We start from the raw sequence: 18827 nt of genomic DNA, 5'->3' as shown, positions 1-18827 counted from the left end.
GCCGGCGCGCGCTCACAGCAGGCTGAGCTGGGTGCCCCCGTCGGACCGCTTCGGCCGGGCGTCGCCGACCTGCTCGAACCCGGTCAGCTCCGCCAGGAACGGCGACCGCGCGCGCCGGCCCGCGTAGCTGAGGAACAGGCGCTGCCGCGCCCGCGTCATGCCGACGAACACCAGCCGGCGCTCCTCGGCCACGGCCTCGGCGGCGTCCGCGCCGCCCGCCGACCCGGGCCACCGCAGCGGCAGCACCCCGTCCTCGCACCCGACGATGAACACCACCGCGAACTCCAGGCCCTTGGACGCGTGCAGGGTCAGCAGCGAGATCCGGTCCGCGCGCGGGTCCCACGTGTCGACCTCGACGCCCAGCGCCAACTCCGCGGTGAACCGCCCCACGTCCGCGCCGCACTCCACCGCCAGCGGCTTGAGCAGCTCGTACGCGTCGTGGTCGGCACCGGCCGCCACGCGCACCCGGTCCACCACCGACTCCCCGGCGGTGCGGGCGACCTCGCGCACGATTCGGGCCACGCCGGGCCGGTCCGCGAGCCGGTCGTGCGACCGCTTCTGGAACGGCAGGCCGGAGCGGGTGAACGCCTCCACCAGTGCCCGCGACTGCCGGTCGGTCCGGTAGAGCACGGCGAAGTCGGCGAACCCGAGCCCCCGCGCGTCCTCCGACACCGACACCCGGCCGCTGTCGAAGGCGTGGAAGGACGCCCCGCCCAGCACCCGTTCCACGGTCCGCGCCACGAACGCCGCCTCGGCCTGCTCGGACGACGCGTGGTGCACGCCGATCCGCGCGTCGCCGTGCTCGCCCACGGCCCGGAGTTCCCGCCCCGGCACCAGCGAGGTCGGGGCGATCACCTCCAGCGCACCGGCCACCACCGGGGCACTGGAGCGGTAGTTCCTGGTCAGCGCGACGTCCCGGGCACCGGGGAAGTCCTCCCGGAACCGCAGGAAGAAGCCGACGTCCGCGCCCCTGAAGCGGTAGACGGCCTGGTCCGGGTCGCCGATCGCGGTGAGGTTGCCGTCTGCCGGCACGAGCAGCCGCAACAGCCGGTACTGCCGCTCGTCCACGTCCTGGTACTCGTCCACCGAGATCCACCGGTAGCGGGCGCGGTAGGCCGCGACCAGCGCGGGGTCGGCCTCCAGCAGCGCCAACGGCAGCGCTACCAGGTCGTCGAAGTCGACCAGGTCCAGCGCCCGCAACGCCTTCTTGTACTGCTCGTCGCCGTCCGCGACCAGCCGGCGTGCCTCCTTCTCGCCATCGGCGACGGACAGCGCGACCTCCACCTGCCGGTCCGGGTCGGCGATCCCGAACCGGGCGGACAGGCCGACTGCGGCGTGGTGCTCGCGCAGGACGCGCACGCCCAGCGAGTGGAAGGTGACCACGGTCATCCGGTGCGCGTGCCGGGGCGCGAGCGCGGCCAGCCGCTCGGCCATCTCCTCGGCGGCGCGGCGGGTGAACGTGATGGCCAGGCACTCCTCCGGCGGGACCCCGCGCTCGGTGACCAGGTGCGCGATCCGGTGCGTCACCGTGCGGGTCTTGCCCGTGCCGGGTCCGGCGACGATCAACAGGGGTCCACCACCGGACTCCGCCGCCACGCGCTGCTCCGGGTCCAGCCCGTCCAACAGCGATCCACCATCCACAGTGGACTTCACAGCGGCCTCGGCCGGCGGTGTGGCAGCGGGCTCGGGTGCTTTCACGGGCGCAGGGGTGCGCGCGGGTGTGGCAACCGGGGCCGGTTCGCACTCGAACAACGACGGCGCGGCGTTGCGGCGCTCCAGCTCACCCGGCTCGAACAGCCGGATCACGCCGTACTCGCCGTCGTAGCCGGCGTCCCGCACCACCTGGCCGCGCCGCAACCGGTCCACGGCCTCGCCCAGCAGCGCGGAGTGCGCGGCCAGGTCGTCCACCGGGACGTCCTGGAGGATCCCCAGCTCCGGCCCCAGCGCGGCGGTCAGCCGGTCGACCTCGGCCAGCACCTTCTTGCTCTTGGGCCCGGTGCCGAGGATCTCGCTCACGATCTCCGGTAACGGCACCAGGTTGCGGAACCCGGCCGCCCCGTCCGGCCGGAACCCCTCCGGCCGGTCGGCCAGCTCCTCCACCCGGCTGAGCACACCTACCGTGAGCGGCTTGCGGCACTCGGGGCAGATCCCCCCGTGCGCCAGGGTTTCCGCCGGCTCCAGCCGGACACCGCACCTGCGGTGCCCGTCGACGTGGTACTTGCCCTCCTCGGGGAAGAACTCGACAGACCCGGCGAACCCGTCGCCGGTCTCCAGCGCGCGCCGCACCGCGTGGTAGTCCAGGTCGGTGTCGAACACCGTCGCCTCCCGGCCCAGCGCCGGCGGCGAGTGCGCGTCGGAGTTGCTGACCAGGCGGTACTTGTCCAGCCCGGACACCCGCCAGTTCATCGCCGGGTCGCTGGACAGGCCGGTCTCCACCGCGAACACGTGGTCGGCGAGGTCGGCGTAGCAGTCCTCGACCGCGTCGAACCCGGATTTCGAGCCCAGCACGGCGAACCACGGCGTCCAGACGTGCGCGGGCACCAGGTAGCCGCCGCACTCCAGGGTGGTCTCCAGCAGGTCGCGCGAGTCGAGCCCGAGGATCGGCCGCCCGTCGGAGGCGATGTTGCCGATCTTGGCCATCCGCCGGTTGAACCCGGCCGCCGACTCCAGGTCGGGCAGGTAGACCAGGTGGTGCACCTTGCGGGTGCGGTCGCCGCGCTTGTAGATGGTGGAGATCTCCACGGACAGCATGAACCGGACGGCCGCGCCGGCCAGCGACGGCGCGAGCGTGCGGTCGACCTCCCGGTCCAGGTCGGCGCGCAGCCGGAAGAGGCCGGGCTCGGCGGGCTCCAGGTTCTCCCGCAGGTGGTCGTGCCACGCGGGGTGGGTGAAGTCGCCGGTGCCCAGCAACGAGATGCCCTTGCGCCTCGCCCACCAGGTCAGGTGCTCCAGGTCGCAGTCCCTGCTGCACGCCCGGGAGTACTTCGAGTGGATGTGGAGGTCGGCCACGAAGCGCATCGGCCGAATCCTAGTGACAGCACCGGGTTCCGCCGATGGCGGGCGTCACGGGTTGCGGAAGGCGATCATCCGCGCGGGCTCGATCCGCGCCCACGGCAACGCGCTCATCCAGTCGTCCCACGCCTCGCGGCCGTAGACGCCGACCAGGAAGTCCCGCAGCGCTCCGTCCGGCACCACCTCGTGCGCCGTCCCGTGCACCGTGACCTGCAACCGCTCGCCGTCGATCACCGACGCGGACACCGCCGGCCGCGCCCGGACGTGCCGGAACCGCAACGAGTCCCGGCCCGAGCCGAAGTGCAGGCGGCCCCGGAAGAACAGCCCGTCGACCGGGCCGACCCGGGGTTCGCCGGCCGCCGTCGTGGTGGCCAGCGCCATCACCCGCATCGCGCCCAACTCGGCGACCACGCCCGCCGCGTCCACCCGGCGCTCCGGCGTGACGACGGACCGCAGGTGCGGCCCGGCCACCGCGTAGGAGTCGTCCAGCAGGCGCTGCAACCACTCCAGGTCGTCGGAGGTCTCGTGCACACCGCCCAGGCTAGCCGTCCCGCGTCACTCGCCCAGGCCGAAGACCACGTCCGGCGGCCCCTCGACCCGGAGAACGCGAACGGCGTCCGCGATCTTCACGGACGCCGTCTCCGGCTTCACGCCCCGGCCGGGCCGGGCCGGGGGTTCGCCCCCGGGCGGCACCCAGAGCCAGCCCAGCCGCCGGAAGTCCTTCGCCGGCACGTGGATCGGCCGGAACCCGACCCGGTCGAGCCCGCGCTCGCCCCGGCGCACCACCTCGTTGTAGAACCGGTCGGACACGATCAGGCCGAGGTCCTGCGCGGGCGCGTCCACCAGCGCCTGCCGGAACCGGGGCGCGTCCACCAGCCGCGCCGTGACGACCACCGGGTCACCGCCCACGTGCGGCACGTCCATCACCGTCTCCCCGTGGTCCACGGCGACCCGCAGCCGCAGCCGGTGCGCCGGGTTCGCGGCCCGGTTCACCTCGCCGAGCGCGATCGGGACTTCGCGCAGCACGAAGTCCGCCAGCACCCACGCCTTGGCGACGCACGCCTCGACCACCAGCGTCGCGCTGTCCCCGTCGACCCGGCGGAACGAGCTGCCGATCGGGTAGCGGGGGTCCTGGACGGCGCCCAGCGCGAGGTCCAGGGCGGACTCCAGCGCCCGGTCCAGCAGCACCTGCCTGGTGCGGTCCCCGGCGGAGGAGCCGACGACGTCGAACCGCAGCACCGTGCGCGCCAGGGCGAGTGTGGTCACGTTGCCTCACTAGGGGGAGGGGGCGGCGATGTGATCACCCTTCGGCGCAGGCACCACGGCCACCACATCCCCTGACGTCTTTCGAGCGGTTCAGACCGGACAGCGCGGCGAAACAGCCCAAGCAGGGGATGTCCACCCGCCCGTACCCGGTGGAGACCAACTTCCGGGCCCGCAGCCCGCGCAACGCGCGCTGCGTCGACACGTGGGAGGCCGCCGCGAGCTGCGCCAACTCCTCCTGCCCCAGCGGCACGCACACCCCGCGCGGGCCGGGCGGACCGTCCTCGGCGAACACCTCGGCCAGCTCCGCCAGCACCCGCGCGACCCGGGTGTCCACGCTGTCCGAGGTCAGCTCGGCCTGCTTGCGCTCCGCGTCCCGCAGCCGCTGCGACACCTGCCGGACCACCTCGCGGGCGATCGCGGGCCGCTCGCCCAGGATGCCCATGAACCGCGCCTTGGCGATCTTCACGGCGGACACCGGGTCGTGCGCGACCACGGACGCCGAACGCGGCCCGTCGTCCACGCAGGACATCTCCCCCAACAACTCCCCGCTGCCGCGGATCCCGAGCAACCGCTCGTGCCCGGCCCCGTCCCGGGCCACCACCTTGACCCGCCCGGTGCCGACCAGCAGCACGCAGTCCCCCGGGTCCCCCTGCCGCAGGAGGTGGTCCCCGGCCGCGTAGCGCACCGTCCGCCCACACTCCACCAGGGCCTGGAGATCAGCGGACCGCACCCGGACCGCGAACACCTTCCCGACCACCACGCCACCCCCGCCCACGGGCCCCACCCGCTGACGCCGGACAAGAACGCCGGTACAGCAACACCATGCACCCGTCGCAGCCGGATATCCAGTCGCCCGGTCGAGAAACGCCACCCCTTTTCCTTGAACCCGAAATATCAGGGAAAAGTCCCGCGTCGAGCAGCCCGACGCCGAACCCACCCGGGCGATCCGGCCACCCGAACACGGGGATCAGCAGCCGTCGTCTCGGCGATCGGCAACGACCCGCTCGACGCACGCGGCCCGGTGCTCGCCGCAGTCGGCCGTCCACCCCGGTCGTCCGGAACGACCCGAGCCGGCACTCGACCGGGCAGCGGACCCGTCGGCAACGCCTGGCCCAGGACCCCCGCGAAACACGAAAGCGGAAACCGTAGACCGGTTTCCGCTTCGCACTGTCCTTGTGGAGCTGAGGGGAATCGAACCCCTGACCTACTCGATGCGAACGAGTCGCGCTACCAACTGCGCTACAGCCCCGTGTTCAGTTGTCGTTCCCGTCGTGCGGGGAGAAGCATATCAGTAGCCGGGGGGTGGTTTTGCCACCCCCCTCTACTCGCCGGACGCGCGCCGGTACGGCAGCGCTTCCGGGCCGTCCAACTCCACGAACACCGGGTCCTCGTCGTCTGCGTCCACCACGACCGTGCCGGGGCGGACGTGGTGCTGGAAGCGCGGCTGCGGGGCCAGGCCGGTGTCCTCGTCCTCCGCGCCCTCCTGCTCGACCGCCGGGCGCGCGGCCGGGCGGCGGCGGGCCTGGGCGAGCCGGGCCAGCCGGCGGGCGCGGATGTCCTCCTCGATGCGGACCTGGCGGCGCAGGTACACCAGGTACCCGACCAGGGCCAGGTCGAGCGCCGCGTGCCCCCACCACACGAGCGGGTACAGCACGCCGGCGACCACACCGGTGACCAGCGCGGCCAGCAGCAGGGCACCGACCACGCGCCGGCGGAAGGCGTACTTCGCCTGCGCCACGATGGCCGCCGTCTCCGGGTCGAAGCCGCCGCGACCGGGCCGGTACGGCCGGTGGGCGTGCTCCTCCTCGTAGTCGTCGACCTGGTCGGCGAACTCCTCGTACTCGTCGTCGAACTCGGCACCAGGCATGGCGTCGTACTCCTCCTCCATGCTGTTCCGCGCATCGGCGCGCTTGCGCACGACCATGGGGACGAGGACGACCAACCAGGCCACGACCAGTCCCACGACGATCAGCGAACTCGGCATCCCCGTCACCTCCCCCTACCCCGTGGCACGCGAACTGCGTACGCCACGCTAGTCACAACAGTCACACCTGTGTCGGAGGCTCGCCGACCGGCATACGTACCAAAGTGTGGTCTATCACCCACTTTCGGGTGATCCCATTAAGCCGGTCGGCCCGATGATCAGGCAGTTCGGGCCTGCCCCTGTGCGACCAATCGGCGTACCAGCCCCTCTGGCGACGCCTCTTCGGAGGTCATCGCGAAACACAGGTGGTCCCGCCAGTCCCCGGCCACGTCGAGGTAGCGCAGGAACAGCCCCTCCTCCCGGAAGCCGGCCTTGGCCAGCACCCGCAGGCTGGCCGCGTTCTCCGGCCGCACGGTGGCCTCCAGCCGGTGCAGCCCGACCTCGCCGAAGCAGTGGTCCACGACCAGCGCGAGCGCCGCCGTGGCGACCCCGCCGCGCGCCCGGTCGGCGGCCACCCAGTAGCCCACCCACGCCGAGCGCAGGGACCCGCGCACGATGTTGCCCACGGTGATCTGCCCGGCCAGGTCGCCGTCCACGGTGATCACGAACGGCAGCGCCTGCCCGCGCCTGGCCAGCGACTTCAGCGACGACCACTGGGCGGGCCACGCCATCGCGGCGTTGCGCTCGGCCCAGCCGTCGGGGGCCGTGGGCTCCCAGTTCTCCAGGTGCTCCCGGTCGCGCATCCGGATCCGGGACCACGCGGTCGCGTCGAACAGCCTCGGCGGGCGCAGCGCGACGACGCCGGCCTCCACCCGCAGCGGTCCGAGCCGCGCGGGCCAACCGGGGTGCCTGCCGCCCTCCCACGCCGGACCCGCGCCCATCCGTCCCCTCTGCACGTCCGCGCCCCGGGGCGACCGGGTGCGCACTGGCCTACGACCCCTGCTCCGGGTTCGGCTCCCTCGTCGTCAACTCTTCTGGGCGAGGAAGCTGACCAGCACTTCCTCCCCCACCACGACGTCGGTGACGTCCTCGTCGACCACCACCAGGCAGTTCGCCTCGGCCAGCGACGCCAGCAGGTGCGACCCGGACGTACCCAGCGGCTGGACCAGGTACTCGCCGCTGTCCGCGTCGCGCAGCAACTGGCCCCGCAGGTAGCCGCGCCGCCCCTTGGTCGACGTCAGCGGCGACAGCAGCCGCGCGCTCACCGCCCGCCGGTAGGGGTTGCGCTTGCCCAGCGCGGCCCGGATGAGCGGGCGGACCAGCACCTCGAAGACGACCAGCGCGCTCATCGGGTTCGCGGGCAGCAGGAACGTCGGCACCGCATCCGGCCCGAGCCGGCCGAAGCCCTGCACCGAGCCGGGGTGCATGGCCACCCGGGTCGGGTCGACGTCGCCCAGGTCGGCCAGCGCGGCCCGCACCTCGTCGCCGATCACGCCGCCGACACCGCCCGCGATCACCACGATCTCGGACAGCAGCAACCGGCCCTCGACCACCTCGCGCAGCCGGCGCGGGTCGGCGGACTGGATGCCGACCCGGCTGACCTCCGCCCCGGCGTCCCGCGCGGCGGCGGCCAGGGCGTAGGAGTTGACGTCGTAGACCTGGCCCTGGCCGGGGGTGCGGTCGACGTCGACCAGCTCCTCGCCGACCGAGACGACCGACACCCGGGGCCGGGGGTGGACGAGTACCTTGTTGCGCCCGACAGCGGCGAGCAACCCCACTTGAGCAGCGCCGATGGTCGCGCCACGGCGCACCGCGACGTCACCGGTCTGCACGTCCTCGCCCGTCCGCCGGACGTACCCGGCGGACGGCACGGGACGTCGCACGGTCACCTTCGCCGGGTGCCCGTCGGTGAACCCGAGCGGCACCACGGCGTCGGCCAGCGTCGGCAGCGGCGCTCCCGTGGCCACCCGGACCGCCTGGCCGGGTTGCAGCCGTCTGGGCTGGCGCGACCCGGCGGCGATCTCACCGACCACGGGTAGCTGCACCGGTTCGTCGTTCGCGGCCTGCACGTCCACGCTGCGCACCGCGTAGCCGTCCACCGCCGCCTGGTCGAAACCGGGCAGGGCGCGTTCCGCGACGACCTCCTCCGCGCAGAGCAGGCCCTGCGACTCGGAGATCGCCACGCGCACCGGGGCGGGCCGCACGGCGGCGGCGATCACCCTGGCGAGCTGCTCGTCCACTGACCTCATGTGTTGACCCTCGTTCAGGAGTTGCCGAGGCGTTCCCGCAACCACTCCCCCAGCTCGGGCCCGTAGTCCGGGTGCTCAAGTGCGAAGTCAACCGCAGCTTTGAGGAAACCCCCCGGATTGCCCAGGTCGTGTCGCCCACCCCGGTGGACGACGACGTGCACCGGGTGGCCCTCGGCGATCAGCAGCGCGATGGCGTCGGTGAGCTGGAGCTCGCCGCCCGCGCCGGGCGTGATCCGCTTGAGCGCGTCGAACACCGCGCGGTCGAGCAGGTACCGACCGGCCGCCGCGAACGTGGACGGGGCGTCCTCGGCCTTGGGCTTCTCCACCATGCCGACGACCTGCTTGACGTCGTCGTCGGAGGTCTCGCGGACGTCGAACACGCCGTACGCGGAGATCTGGTCCTTGGGGATGTCGAACGCGCACAGCACGCTCCCGCCGAACTGCTCGCGCACCTCGGCCATCCGGGACAGCACGCCGGTCGGCAGCACGAGGTCGTCGGGCAGCAGGACGGCCACCGCCTCGTCCTCGCCGGTCAGGTTGCCCTCGGCGCAGCCGACCGCGTGACCGAGGCCGAGCGCCTTGTCCTGGATCGCGGTCTCCACGTGCAGCAGGGAGGGCGCGCGCCGGACCTTCTCGACCAAGTCGGACTTGCCGCGCGCTTCGAGCGTCTGCTCCAGTTCGGGCTGCGGCCGGAAGTACTCGGCGACCGCGTCCTTGCCGGGCGAGGTGACGATCACGAGCTTGGTCGCGCCCGCCTGCGCGGCCTCGGCGGCGACGAGCTCGATCCCGGGGGTGTCGACGACCGGCAGCAGCTCCTTGGGCACCGCTTTGGTGGTCGGGAGGAAGCGCGTGCCCAATCCCGCAGCGGGCACGATTGCTGTCTGGAAGGCGCTCATGGGGAGCGAGCGTAACGCCGCGCCTAGGGTGACCTGCCATGACGTCCGATCAACGTAACCAGAAGACGACTCTGCGCACACGGTTTCGGGCCGCTCGGCGTACGGCGGAGCCCGCGCCGTTGTCGTCCGAGGCGCTCAGCGCGGTTGGCGCGTTCGGCGTTGTCGCTGGTCAGACGGTGTGCGCATATCTGGCGATCGGGGGCGAGCCGGGGTCGCTCGCCCTGCTCGACGCGCTGCGTTCCGGCGGGTACCGGGTGCTGCTGCCGATCGTGGTCGGCGATGCGGCGCTGGACTGGGCGTTGTACGACGGCGCGTTGCGCGCCGGCCCGTTCGGGCTGCGCGAGCCGGCCGGGGAGCCGTTGGGTGCGTCGGCGATCGGGTCGGCGGCGTTGGTGCTGGTGCCGGCGTTGGCGGTGGACCACCGGGGGGTGCGGCTGGGCCAGGGTGGCGGGCACTACGACCGGTCGCTGCCGATGGCGACCGGACCGTTGGTCGGTCTGGTGCGGGACGAGGAGTTCGTCCCGTCTTTGCCGGCGGAACCGCACGACGTCCGGTTGAACGCGGTGTTGACGCCCGGATCGGGTGTGATTCACCTGCCGTTGTGACGTTGACCTGTGATGTTTGCGCCACGTATGCCAGCCGGCGCATCATCTTGGTTGGCACTCTTGACGGCCGAGTGCCAGTTCATGGGACCCGTGGAGGGGCGAACCGTGCCTACCTACCAGTACGCCTGCACCGAGTGCGACCACCGGTTCGAAGCGGTGCAGTCCTTCTCCGACTCGGCGCTGACCCAGTGCCCGCAGTGCGAGGGCAAGCTGCGCAAGCTCTACGGAGCGGTCGGCGTGGTCTTCAAGGGCAGCGGCTTCTACCGCAACGACAACCGCGCCAAGTCTCCCTCCTCGGCGAAGAGCGAGTCTTCCTCGGCGAAGAGCGACAGCTCGTCTTCTTCGACGTCGTCCTCCTCCTCTTCGTCGTCGTCTTCGTCGACCTCGTCGTCGGCTTCGTCGTCCACGTCGAAGAGCAGCTCAACCCCGGCGGCAGCAGCCTCCTAGCACCGAGTTGTCCACAGGCCCCCGAGTTCATCCACAACTCGGGGGTTCCTGCTTCCCACCCTCCGCCAAGATCCCTACCGTCGTCCCCGTGAACCTCTTGCGAAAGATCTTGGCGACGGTGATGGCGCTGCTCGCAGTGCTGGTAGCGGCCTGGCCCAGCCCTCCGGGCACCCCGCTGGTGGTGGCCGCGCGCGACCTGGCTCCCGGCGTCCCGCTGACCGCTGCCGACCTCAGAACCATCCACGCCCCACCCGAGTTATCCCCAGCCGGCCCGGTCACCGAGGCCGAGGCGACCGGGCGCACCCTCCTCTCGGCGGCCAGGGCCGGCGAGCCGCTGACGGACGCCCGTTTGACGAGCCGCCACCCGGACACGGCGTCGGTGGCCGTCCACTTGGCCGACCCCGCCGTGGCCACGCTGCTGCGCACGGGCAGCCGGGTGGACGTGGTGGGCGCGGAGTCCGAAGTGCTGGCCGAACAAGCCTCCGTAGCCGCCGTCCGCGACGGTGAGGTCGTGGTCCTGACGGTGAACCGAGAGGCGGCGACCAAGGTGGCCGCCGAGTCCCTGACCCAACCCGTGACGGTGATAGTGCGCTCCTAGCCCACCACCCCACCGCCACGAACACCACCACGACCACCGCCACCACTGCCTGCCATCACGACCGCAACCTCCGACCGCGGTCCCGGTCAGGGCCTCGACCTCGACCCCGGTCCGGGTCTCGGCCGCGCCCGGGCTTCGGCCGGGCGGAAGGGAGGCGCAGCGGTGGGCCGGGATTGCAGCCGACGACCCGTACCGGGGCTGACTTGCCTGAAGGCATCACGCTTCGGGTCGGGTGCTGGTGTCGGCTTCAGCGTCGGGATCGGTGCTGGTGCTCGGGCTGTGGCTCGCGCTGGCGGAGGGCTCGTGTCGCGTCCGCGTCACGTCCCTGCGCCCGGTACAGCTCCTCGGCCTCCTTCCACACCTCGCAAGCCCGCTCGTGGTGGCCCAGCGCCGTGAGTGGGTGGCCGAGGCCGTCCAGGGTGTCGGCACCCGCCGAGGTGTCGCCCAGGTCGCGGCGCAGGTCGAGGGACTGGTTGTAGTGCTCGACGGCTGCGCGGTGGTCGCCGGCGTGGTGGGCGAGGTAGCCCAGGACCTCGTGGCTCTCCGCCACGCCGTCGACGTCCCCGTGGCGCAGGTGGTGACCGAGCGCGGCTTCGCAGTGCTCGCGGGCGGTGGCGTGCTCGCCGAGGTGAGCGGCGCACCGGGCCACCGTGTTGAGCGCGGTGGCCTCCCACACCAACAGTTCAAGGGGGCGGTACAGGTGCAGGGCTCGGCGGGCGTAGCGCAGGGCGGTGGCGTGGTCGCCCTCGTGGGCGTGGACGCGCGCCAGTTGGTTCAGCGCGTGGGCTTGCTGGGCGGGGTCGTCGTGGTGCTGTGCCAGCTCGGCGGCCCGGTGCAGGTGCGCGGTCGCCTCGTCGTGCCGGCCGAGCAGGGCCAGGGCGTGCGCGATGAACCGGTGGGTGCGGATGCGGGTGATCGGGTCGGGCAGGTGGTCGGCCGCGTCCACCATGGCCCGCCACACGGTGAACAGGTCCTGCCGGTGCCCGCGCCGCACGTGGAACGTGTAGAGGGCGAAGGCCAGTTCCCACGCCGTCCGGTGGCTGCCTCGGGTGGTGGCGGCGTGGTGGGCGGCGAGGAGGTTGGCGTGTTCCCGGTCGAACCAGGCCAAGGCCGCCGGCGCGTCCGGCAGGACGTGCGGCCGGGTGCCGGGCGGACCGGGGTGGCGGAGGGGGCTGAGGAGGTGGGCGGCGGCGTGGGCGGTGTGCGCGTAGTGGTCGAGCAGCCGCCCGGTCGCGCGCTGCCGCACGCCCTCGTCCAGCCGGGCGGCGGTGGTGGCGGCGTAGGCGCGGACGAGGTCGTGCATCCGCCACCGGCCGTGTCCGTCGTGGTCGAGCAGCGACGCCTCTTCCAGCGCGTCCACCAGCCGCCGGGCCCGGTGCGCGGGCAGCCCGGTGAGGTCGGCGACGGCCGGCAGGCCGATGTCGGGGCCGGGCGCGGTTCCGAGCAGGCCGAAGGTCTCGCGCTGCTGCGGCGTCAGCGCGTCGTGCGACCACGACAGGACTGCCGGCAGCCCGGTGGCCCGGTCGTCGCCGTCGAGCACTTCCAGACGGGTGGCGTTGTCGCGCAGGTCGGCGGCCAGGGTGGCGAGCGGCGCACGGGGGTAGGCGCGGGCGTGCCCGGCGACGACCGCGAGGGCCAGCGGGAAGCCGCCGCAGAACGCGAGCAGGTCGTCCACCGCGTCGGCCTCGGCGGCGGTCCGCTCGGGCAACCGGGTGGCGAACAGCCGACGGGCTTCGGCCTCGGCCAGGAAGTCGAGGTGGACGGGGTGGGCGCCGTGCGTGGCGACCAGGCCGGCCAACCTCCGGCGGCTGGTCACCACCACCGTGCACGCGGGGTTGCCGGGCAGCAGCGGGACGACCTGGGCGGCGGTGGCCGCGTTGTCCAGCACCACGAGCATCCGCCGCCCGGCCAGCAGGCTGCGGTACAGCGCGGCCTGGGCGTGCGGGTCGGCCGGGATGCGGGCCGGGGCGACCCCGAAGGCGTCGAGGAACCCGCGCACCGCCTCGGTCGACTGCATCGGGTCACCGGCGGGGCTGAAGCCGCGCAGGTCCACGAAGAGCTGCCCGTCGGGGAACCGGTCGACGTTGCGGTGCGCCCAGTGCACCGCCAACCAGGTCTTGCCGATCCCGCCCGCCCCGGCCAACGCCGAGATCACCAGCGTCCCCCCGCCCGCAGCCCGGTCGACGGCGGCGGTGAGCGCGGCCAGTTCGCCCGTGCGCCCGACGAACCCCGGCGGAGCGGGCGGCAACTGCCGGGGGACCGGCCACGCCTCGGGGGCGGGGTGATGGTGGTGGACGCCGCCGGTGACCGAACCGGCCTGCACCACCGCACCCGAAACCCAGGTGGCCGACACCGAGTTGTTCAGCGGACCGGCGGACCGTCCCTGCGGTGGGCCGGCGGGTACGGCCGGGATCTTGTCGTGCTGGTCGTGGACCGTCATCGCCGTCTCTCGGCTGTTCGTGCGCTGGACGGCTCCGAGGCTACGAGCCGATCGCCGCCCAGGACCGATCATCGTCCGCAGGCCACCCGGAGTGGTGGCGGGAAGGCGAACGGACGGGTGGATTCCACGCAGGGCGTTGCACCCGGGGAAGGGAGACACGCGTGCCCGCTGCGTCACGGAAGTCGAGTGAACCGTTACCCTCCGCTAGCCCCCAATGTCCCCCCGAATGGAGGAACCGACCGTGATCAAGGGCTTCAAGGACTTCTTGATGCGCGGGAACGTGATCGACCTCGCGGTCGCCGTCGTGATCGGCGCGGCGTTCGGCGCGATCGTCACCGCGTTCACCAACAACATGATCAACCCGATCGTCGCGCTGCTCGGCGGCAACAACGTCAACGGGCTCGCGGTGCAGCTCGGCGAGAGCGACAAGACCATCATGGACTTCGGCGCGATCATCACGGCAGTGATCAACTTCGTGATCGTGGCCGCCGTCGTCTACTTCATCTTCGTGCTGCCCATGAACAAGATCAAGGAGCGGCGCGAGAAGGGCAAGGAGCCGGGGCCCTCGGAGCCGACGGACGTCGAGCTGCTCAAGGAGATCCGCGACCTGCTCGCCGCCCAGCAGCGGCGCGACGGCTGACCACCTCACGGCTGACCACTCCACGGTCGACCACTCCACGGCCGACCGCCGATGCGCAGCCACCGCCCCGGGCCGGGTGGTCGAAGCGCAGCGATTGCCTCGAAGCCGGGCGGTCGATGCGCGGGCACCGCCGCACGGCTTCGGTGCGCGATCGGCTCGGGAGCCGGTGCCGGCTCCCGGGGCTACTCGTGGTGGGGCGGCCGGTTCTCCCAGTACCACTGGTCGTCCCGTGCCTGGGCGGTCGGCTCGTCCGCCGCTTCGGGCAGGGCCTCGCCGAACACCTCGGCCAGCCGACGACGCCGGGCCGTCTCCTTCGCCACCTGCTCGGCAGCGGCGGCCTCGGCGGCTTCGGCGTCGTCAACGGGCCCGGTCATGCTTCGTCGAGCCCGGAGAGCTGCTCGATGACGTAGGGCACCAGTGCGGACAGCGTCGCCATGCCGTCGCGCACCGCCGAACGCGAACCCGCCAGGTTCACCACGAGGGTGCTGCCGGACACCCCGACGAGGCCGCGCGAGATCCCCGCGTCGACCGCGCCGGCGGCCAGCCCCGAAGCCCTCAGGGCCTCGGCGATGCCCGCGATGGGCCGGTCCAGCACGCCCTGCGTGGCATCGGGCGTGACATCGCGCGGCGACACACCGGTGCCGCCGACGGTGACCACCAGGTCGACGCCACCGATGACCGCGGTGTTGAGCGCGGCGCGGATGCCCACGACCTCGCCCTCCACCGCGACGGTGCCGTCGACGATGAATCCAGCTTCCTCCAGCAGCTCGGTGACCAGCGGTCCCGTGCTGTCGTCGTGCTCACCGTGCGCCACCCGGTCGTCCACGATCACGACAAGGGCGCGTCCCAGGCGTTGCGCGCTGCGTTCCATGCGGATCACCGTAGCCAATCGGCGGATCCGGCGGGTCCGCGGACGTCGCGCCGACACCTCCGGCTGCACGCTTTTGCTGCGCTGCAAGGCCGTGGGCGTGGTCAACGCAACAGCCGCGCGAGCCGGACGGAGTGGACGGGGTTCGAGGGGGCGGCCTGGGGGGCAGGACCGGGGGCAGGAAAGTCGGGCACGAAAGTGAGGCCGCATTCCGGCAGGTGAGGGGCGACCTGCCGGGATGCGGCCTCAACACCGGCTCGGGGCACGCGAGCCGGGGGATCGTGGGGTTACTTCACCTCTACGGGCTGGCTGCCGAGGGTCACCTCGACCGTGCGGCCACCGGTCAGGGTGAGCTGCACCTTCTCGCCGGGGGCGCGGGAGCGGACGGCGGCCACGACGGCGTCCGAGCTGTCGATCGGGCGGTCGCCGAGCTTGGTGATCACGTCACCGGCCTTGAGCCCCGCCTGGTCGGCCGGGCCGCCCGCCGTCACGTCGCGGACCTGCGCGCCGCCCGTGCGGTCGTCGGTCACCTGGACGCCGAGCACGGTCTGCGTCGCCTTGCCGGTCTCGCTCAGCTCCTTCGCGGTGCGCCGGGCCTGGTCGATGGGGATGGCGAAGCCGATGCCCACCGAGCCGCCCTGCGACGACTGGGTCGAGTTGGGGCTGTAGATGGCCGAGTTGATCCCGACGACCTGGCCCTTCATGTTGACCAGCGGGCCGCCGGAGTTGCCCGGGTTGATCGCCGCGTCGGTCTGGATGGCGTTGAGCACGGTCGCCTGGCTGCCGCCCTCGCCGCCGGCCCGGACCGGGCGGTTCAACGAGCTGACGATGCCGGAGGTCACCGTGCCGTTGAGGTCGAACGGCGAGCCCACGGCCACCACCTGCTGGCCGATCCTCAGGTCGCCGGAGTTGCCGAGCTCGGAGGTGACCAGGCCGGACACCCCGTCCGCCTTCACCACCGCGACGTCGGAGGACGGGTCGCGGCCGACGATCTTGGCGCTCGCCGACCGGCCGTCCTGGAACTGGACCTTGATCGCGCCACCGTTGGCGGCGGACTCGACCACGTGGTTGTTGGTCACGACCAACCCGTCCGAGCTGATCACGAAACCCGACCCGGCACCGCCGTTGACCTGCACCTGCACCACGGTGGGCAGCACCCGCTGCGCCACCTGCTCGATGGAGCCGTCGGGCGCGTTGCCGGTCTGCTGGGCGGGCGGGGCGGTGTTGAGCGCGTTGACGACCGGTCCGGCGCTGTCGGCCGCCTGGTAGCCGAGGTAGCCGCCGACCCCGCCCGCGACGCCGCCGACGGCGAGCACGAGCGCGGCGACGCCCGCGACGACCTTCCCGCGCGCCCGGCCGGGCGGCGCAGCGGTCGGAGATCCGGGCGGTGCGTAATAGGGTCCCGGCGGACCAGGCGTCCCCTGCTGGACACCCGGCCCTCCCGGGACGCCCGGCTGGGCACTCCCCCAGCCGGTGTGAGGTGCGCCGGAGCCGCCCTGCACGGCTCCGGGCGCACCGTGGTCCGATGGCGCGGCGCTCCCCTGCGAAGCGCTCGGCGCACCGGCGGCCGGTGTCGTGGGGCTCCCCTGCGGAGCACCCGCGACACCTTCGTGCGGCACGGCGTCTCCCTGCGAAACGCCCTGCGCGCTGCCCGGCGGTACGGGGCCGCCCTGCACGGCCCCGTGTCCACCGGTGACCGGCTGACCAGCACCCTGCTGCTGGTAACCGGCGTACTCGTGACCGGTCGCGGCGCTGTCGCGTGCCCAGGGGCTGGGCTGCTGCGGCTGGTGCTGCTGCGGCGGCGGCTGCGGCTCGTTCTCGGTCATGTCCACCACTCTGGGGTGTGCGCCTGAGAGGAGCCTTAAACAGACCTGGGGATCACTTGTGAGAAGTGTTTTCGCCGTGAACGACCACTACCGGTCACGACGTGGCGCGGAGCCGTTGCGCGATCTGCTCGGGTGTCGCGTCGTTGATCCACACGCCCATGCCGGACTCGGAGCCGGCCAGGTACTTGAGCTTGTCGGGTGCGCGCAGCACGGAGAACACCTCCAGGTGCAGCCACGCCAGGTCGCGCCCGGTGCGCACCGGGGCCTGGTGCCACGCCGCGATGTAAGGCAGCGGGCGCTGGTAGAGGGCGTCCAGCCGGCCCAGCACTTCCAGGTAGAGATGCGCGAAGTCGTCACGTTCGGCGGCGGTGAGCGCGGGCAGGTCCGGCACCTGGCGGTGCGGCACCACGTGCACCTCCACCGGCCAGCGGGCGGCGGCGGGTACGTACGCGGTCCAGTGCTCGGACGTGCCCACGAGCCTGGTGCCCGCAGCGCGTTCGGCGGCGAGCACGTCGCCCAGCACGGCCCGCCCGTGCCGGTCGCGGTACTCGGCGGCGGTGGCGAGCATCCGCTCGGTCTTCGGCGTGACGAACGGGTAGCCGTAGATCTGCCCGTGCGGGTGGGACAGCGTCACCCCGATCTCCTCGCCCCGGTTCTCGAACGGGAACACCTGCTCCACGCCCGGCAGCGCACCCAGCGCCTCGGTGCGGTCCGCCCACACGTCCACGACGGTCCGCACCCGCGACGGCGCCAGGGACCCGAACGACGTGGTGTGGTCGGAGGTGAAGCACATGACCTCGCACCGACCGCGCCCCGCCGCGCGGGCCACCATCGGCATACCGTCCACTGTGGACGGCAGTTCCGGCACGTCCTCGGCGAAGGACGGGAAGCGGTTCTCGAACACCACGACGTCGTAGTCGCGCTCGGGGATCTCGGTCGGTTTGTCCGGAGTGGACGGGCACAGCGGGCACAGGTCGGCCGGCGGCTTGTAGGTGCGGGTCTGCCGGTGGGCCGCCATCGCCACCCACTCGCCGGTCAGCGGGTCCCGGCGCACCTCGGACAGGGGCTGCGACGCCGGCAGGTCCCTGGTGTCCACCGCCGTGCGCGGTGGCGCGTCGTCGGTGTCGTCGAAGTAGATGATCTCCCGGCCGTCGGCCAGCTCGCCCGTCGTGCGCCTCACACCGACCCCTCCTCTCCCCGTCCCGGCACGGGTGCCAGGACCAGCTCGCCGACCTGGTCGGCGAGCACGGCCCGCGCCTGCCCGGCCAGGCCCCCGTCGGTCACCAGGACGTCCGCCTCGCCCAGGGCCGCGATGGTCGAGATGCCGACCGTGCCCCACTTGGTGTGGTCGGCGACCACGACGACCCGGCCCGCCGCCTCGACCAGGGCGCGGTCGGTCTCGCTCTCGTCGAGGTTGGGTGTGGTGAAGCCGGAGCGCTCGGCCATGCCGTGCACCCCCAGGAACACCACGTCCAGGTGCAGGGTGCGCAGGGCCTGCACGGCGACCGGCCCGACGAGCGCGTCGGACGGGGTGCGCACGCCGCCGGTCAGCACGACCGTGCGGTCGGTGCGCCCGCCCTGCTGGAGCACGTCGGCGACCCTGGTGGAGTTGGTGACCACGGTCAGGTCGGGGACGTCGTCCAGGAACCGGGCGAGCGTCCACGTCGTGGTGCCGGCGGACAGGCCGATCGCGGTGCCGGGCCGGACCAGCCGGGCGGCCCGCTCGGCGATGGCCTCCTTCTCCGGCAGTTGGCGCACCGACTTGGCCTCGAACCCGGGTTCGTCGGTGCTGCGGCCGATCGCGGTCGTGGCACCGCCGTAGACCTTGTCCACCAGGCCCCGGGCGGCCAGCACGTCGAGGTCGCGGCGCACGGTCATGTCCGAGACGCCCAGCCGCACCACGAGGTCGCTCACGCGCACCGCGCCGGTCCGCCGGACCTCTTCCAGGATCACCGCTTGCCGCTGCCGCGCCAGCACGTCCCACCTCTCCCGACCAACCCGGCCCGGCCGCCCACGCGGCCAAGGTCACCACATTCGAACAAAACCGAACAACGCTACCGGCGGTACGTTGTGCGACTTTGTTTATTCTAAGTCATCGTCGTACCGCCGGCAGAAG

The 18827-nt window shown here is 72.9% G+C and carries 18 protein-coding genes and 1 tRNA gene; 4 read left to right on the top strand and 15 right to left on the bottom strand.

From position 1 onward, the window contains the following. Positions 1-12 precede the first annotated feature (12 nt). The 9 genes from AB0I60_RS25520 to AB0I60_RS25480 form a co-directional block, all read right to left on the bottom strand. A complete protein-coding gene (locus tag AB0I60_RS25520) occupies positions 13-3018 on the bottom strand; it encodes a UvrD-helicase domain-containing protein (protein WP_360733597.1) in 3006 nt (1001 codons plus the stop codon). Positions 3019-3063: 45 nt separating this feature from the next. Continuing rightward, complete coding sequence (locus AB0I60_RS25515) at positions 3064-3543, bottom strand: pyridoxamine 5'-phosphate oxidase family protein (protein ID WP_360733596.1); 480 nt, start codon at positions 3541-3543, stop codon at positions 3064-3066. A 24-nt stretch (positions 3544-3567) separates the two neighbouring features. Beyond that, complete coding sequence (locus AB0I60_RS25510) at positions 3568-4278, bottom strand: hypothetical protein (protein WP_360733595.1); 711 nt, start codon at positions 4276-4278, stop codon at positions 3568-3570. A 34-nt stretch (positions 4279-4312) separates the two neighbouring features. Next, a complete protein-coding gene (locus AB0I60_RS25505) occupies positions 4313-5035 on the bottom strand; it encodes a Crp/Fnr family transcriptional regulator (RefSeq protein WP_360733593.1) in 723 nt (240 codons plus the stop codon). A 419-nt stretch (positions 5036-5454) separates the two neighbouring features. Continuing rightward, positions 5455-5527 (bottom strand) — tRNA-Ala (locus AB0I60_RS25500). Positions 5528-5599: 72 nt separating this feature from the next. Then, entirely contained in the window at positions 5600-6262 is a 663-nt protein-coding gene (gene glpR, locus AB0I60_RS25495; RefSeq protein WP_360733592.1) for a gephyrin-like molybdotransferase receptor GlpR, read from the bottom strand. Between the two features lie 158 nt (positions 6263-6420). Then, on the bottom strand, positions 6421-7083 hold the full coding sequence (locus AB0I60_RS25490; RefSeq protein WP_360733590.1) for a GNAT family protein: 663 nt from the start codon (positions 7081-7083) through the stop codon (positions 6421-6423). 84 nt (positions 7084-7167) lie between these two features. Next, positions 7168-8391: a gephyrin-like molybdotransferase Glp gene (gene glp, locus AB0I60_RS25485; protein WP_360733589.1), complete on the bottom strand. Its 1224-nt coding sequence runs from the start codon at positions 8389-8391 to the stop codon at positions 7168-7170. 14 nt (positions 8392-8405) lie between these two features. Beyond that, a complete protein-coding gene (locus AB0I60_RS25480; RefSeq protein ID WP_360733587.1) occupies positions 8406-9287 on the bottom strand; it encodes a UTP--glucose-1-phosphate uridylyltransferase in 882 nt (293 codons plus the stop codon). 38 nt (positions 9288-9325) lie between these two features. On the opposite strand from AB0I60_RS25480, the gene AB0I60_RS25475 reads away from it, so the two are divergent. The 3 genes from AB0I60_RS25475 (at position 9326) to AB0I60_RS25465 (ending at position 10937) form a co-directional block, all read left to right on the top strand. Further along, positions 9326-9892: a 5-formyltetrahydrofolate cyclo-ligase gene (locus tag AB0I60_RS25475; RefSeq protein ID WP_360733586.1), complete on the top strand. Its 567-nt coding sequence runs from the start codon at positions 9326-9328 to the stop codon at positions 9890-9892. Between the two features lie 105 nt (positions 9893-9997). Then, positions 9998-10339 (top strand): FmdB family zinc ribbon protein, encoded by a 342-nt coding sequence (locus AB0I60_RS25470; RefSeq protein WP_360733585.1) that lies wholly within the window; start codon positions 9998-10000, stop codon positions 10337-10339. An 88-nt stretch (positions 10340-10427) separates the two neighbouring features. Continuing rightward, positions 10428-10937 carry an SAF domain-containing protein gene (locus AB0I60_RS25465; RefSeq protein WP_360733584.1) on the top strand — a complete coding sequence of 170 codons (510 nt, stop codon included), beginning with the start codon at positions 10428-10430 and terminating at the stop codon, positions 10935-10937. Between the two features lie 247 nt (positions 10938-11184). Here the strand turns inward: AB0I60_RS25465 and AB0I60_RS25460 are convergent, their stop codons facing one another. After that, positions 11185-13377 carry a tetratricopeptide repeat protein gene (locus tag AB0I60_RS25460; RefSeq protein WP_360733583.1) on the bottom strand — a complete coding sequence of 731 codons (2193 nt, stop codon included), beginning with the start codon at positions 13375-13377 and terminating at the stop codon, positions 11185-11187. A gap of 241 nt (positions 13378-13618) precedes the next feature. Here AB0I60_RS25460 and mscL point away from each other — a divergent pair, with 241 nt between their 5' ends. Next, on the top strand, positions 13619-14017 hold the full coding sequence (mscL, locus tag AB0I60_RS25455) for a large conductance mechanosensitive channel protein MscL (protein WP_360733854.1): 399 nt from the start codon (positions 13619-13621) through the stop codon (positions 14015-14017). Between the two features lie 182 nt (positions 14018-14199). Here the strand turns inward: mscL and AB0I60_RS25450 are convergent, their stop codons facing one another. The 5 genes from AB0I60_RS25450 to AB0I60_RS25430 form a co-directional block, all read right to left on the bottom strand. Then, on the bottom strand, positions 14200-14391 hold the full coding sequence (locus AB0I60_RS25450) for a hypothetical protein (RefSeq protein ID WP_360733582.1): 192 nt from the start codon (positions 14389-14391) through the stop codon (positions 14200-14202). Further along, positions 14388-14888 carry a molybdenum cofactor biosynthesis protein B gene (locus tag AB0I60_RS25445; RefSeq protein WP_015098113.1) on the bottom strand — a complete coding sequence of 167 codons (501 nt, stop codon included), beginning with the start codon at positions 14886-14888 and terminating at the stop codon, positions 14388-14390. Before AB0I60_RS25445 ends, AB0I60_RS25450 begins: the two co-directional genes overlap by 4 nt. Before the next feature lie 284 nt (positions 14889-15172). Beyond that, a complete protein-coding gene (locus tag AB0I60_RS25440) occupies positions 15173-16711 on the bottom strand; it encodes a trypsin-like peptidase domain-containing protein (RefSeq protein ID WP_360733580.1) in 1539 nt (512 codons plus the stop codon). A 94-nt stretch (positions 16712-16805) separates the two neighbouring features. After that, the gene (galT, locus tag AB0I60_RS25435) at positions 16806-17891 is read right to left on the bottom strand and encodes a galactose-1-phosphate uridylyltransferase (protein WP_360733579.1); all 1086 of its coding nucleotides are present in this window, start codon (positions 17889-17891) and stop codon (positions 16806-16808) included. Then, positions 17888-18688: a DeoR/GlpR family DNA-binding transcription regulator gene (locus AB0I60_RS25430; protein WP_360733577.1), complete on the bottom strand. Its 801-nt coding sequence runs from the start codon at positions 18686-18688 to the stop codon at positions 17888-17890. The genes galT and AB0I60_RS25430 overlap by 4 nt, the downstream gene beginning before the upstream one ends. Positions 18689-18827 lie beyond the last annotated feature (139 nt).

Source organism: Actinosynnema sp. NPDC050436, assembly GCF_040655415.1.
In the GTDB taxonomy this organism is placed as follows: Bacteria; Actinomycetota; Actinomycetes; order Mycobacteriales; family Pseudonocardiaceae; genus Actinosynnema.
Note: the sequence above shows the minus strand (reverse complement) of the source record. Positions and strands in the feature narration are given on the sequence as shown.

Bases quoted from the DNA above. Each gene is read 5' to 3' on its own strand.
- AB0I60_RS25520 (WP_360733597.1), bottom strand. From the start codon at position 3,018: ATGCGCTTCGTGGCCGACCTCCACATCCACTCGAAGTACTCCCGGGCG.
- glpR (WP_360733592.1), bottom strand. From the start codon at position 6,262: ATGCCGAGTTCGCTGATCGTCGTGGGACTGGTCGTGGCCTGGTTGGTC.
- AB0I60_RS25490 (WP_360733590.1), bottom strand. From the start codon at position 7,083: ATGGGCGCGGGTCCGGCGTGGGAGGGCGGCAGGCACCCCGGTTGGCCC.
- glp (WP_360733589.1), bottom strand. From the start codon at position 8,391: ATGAGGTCAGTGGACGAGCAGCTCGCCAGGGTGATCGCCGCCGCCGTG.
- AB0I60_RS25480 (WP_360733587.1), bottom strand. From the start codon at position 9,287: ATGAGCGCCTTCCAGACAGCAATCGTGCCCGCTGCGGGATTGGGCACG.
- AB0I60_RS25475 (WP_360733586.1), top strand. From the start codon at position 9,326: ATGACGTCCGATCAACGTAACCAGAAGACGACTCTGCGCACACGGTTT.
- AB0I60_RS25460 (WP_360733583.1), bottom strand. From the start codon at position 13,377: ATGACGGTCCACGACCAGCACGACAAGATCCCGGCCGTACCCGCCGGC.
- AB0I60_RS25450 (WP_360733582.1), bottom strand. From the start codon at position 14,391: ATGACCGGGCCCGTTGACGACGCCGAAGCCGCCGAGGCCGCCGCTGCC.
- AB0I60_RS25445 (WP_015098113.1), bottom strand. From the start codon at position 14,888: ATGGAACGCAGCGCGCAACGCCTGGGACGCGCCCTTGTCGTGATCGTG.
- AB0I60_RS25440 (WP_360733580.1), bottom strand. From the start codon at position 16,711: ATGACCGAGAACGAGCCGCAGCCGCCGCCGCAGCAGCACCAGCCGCAG.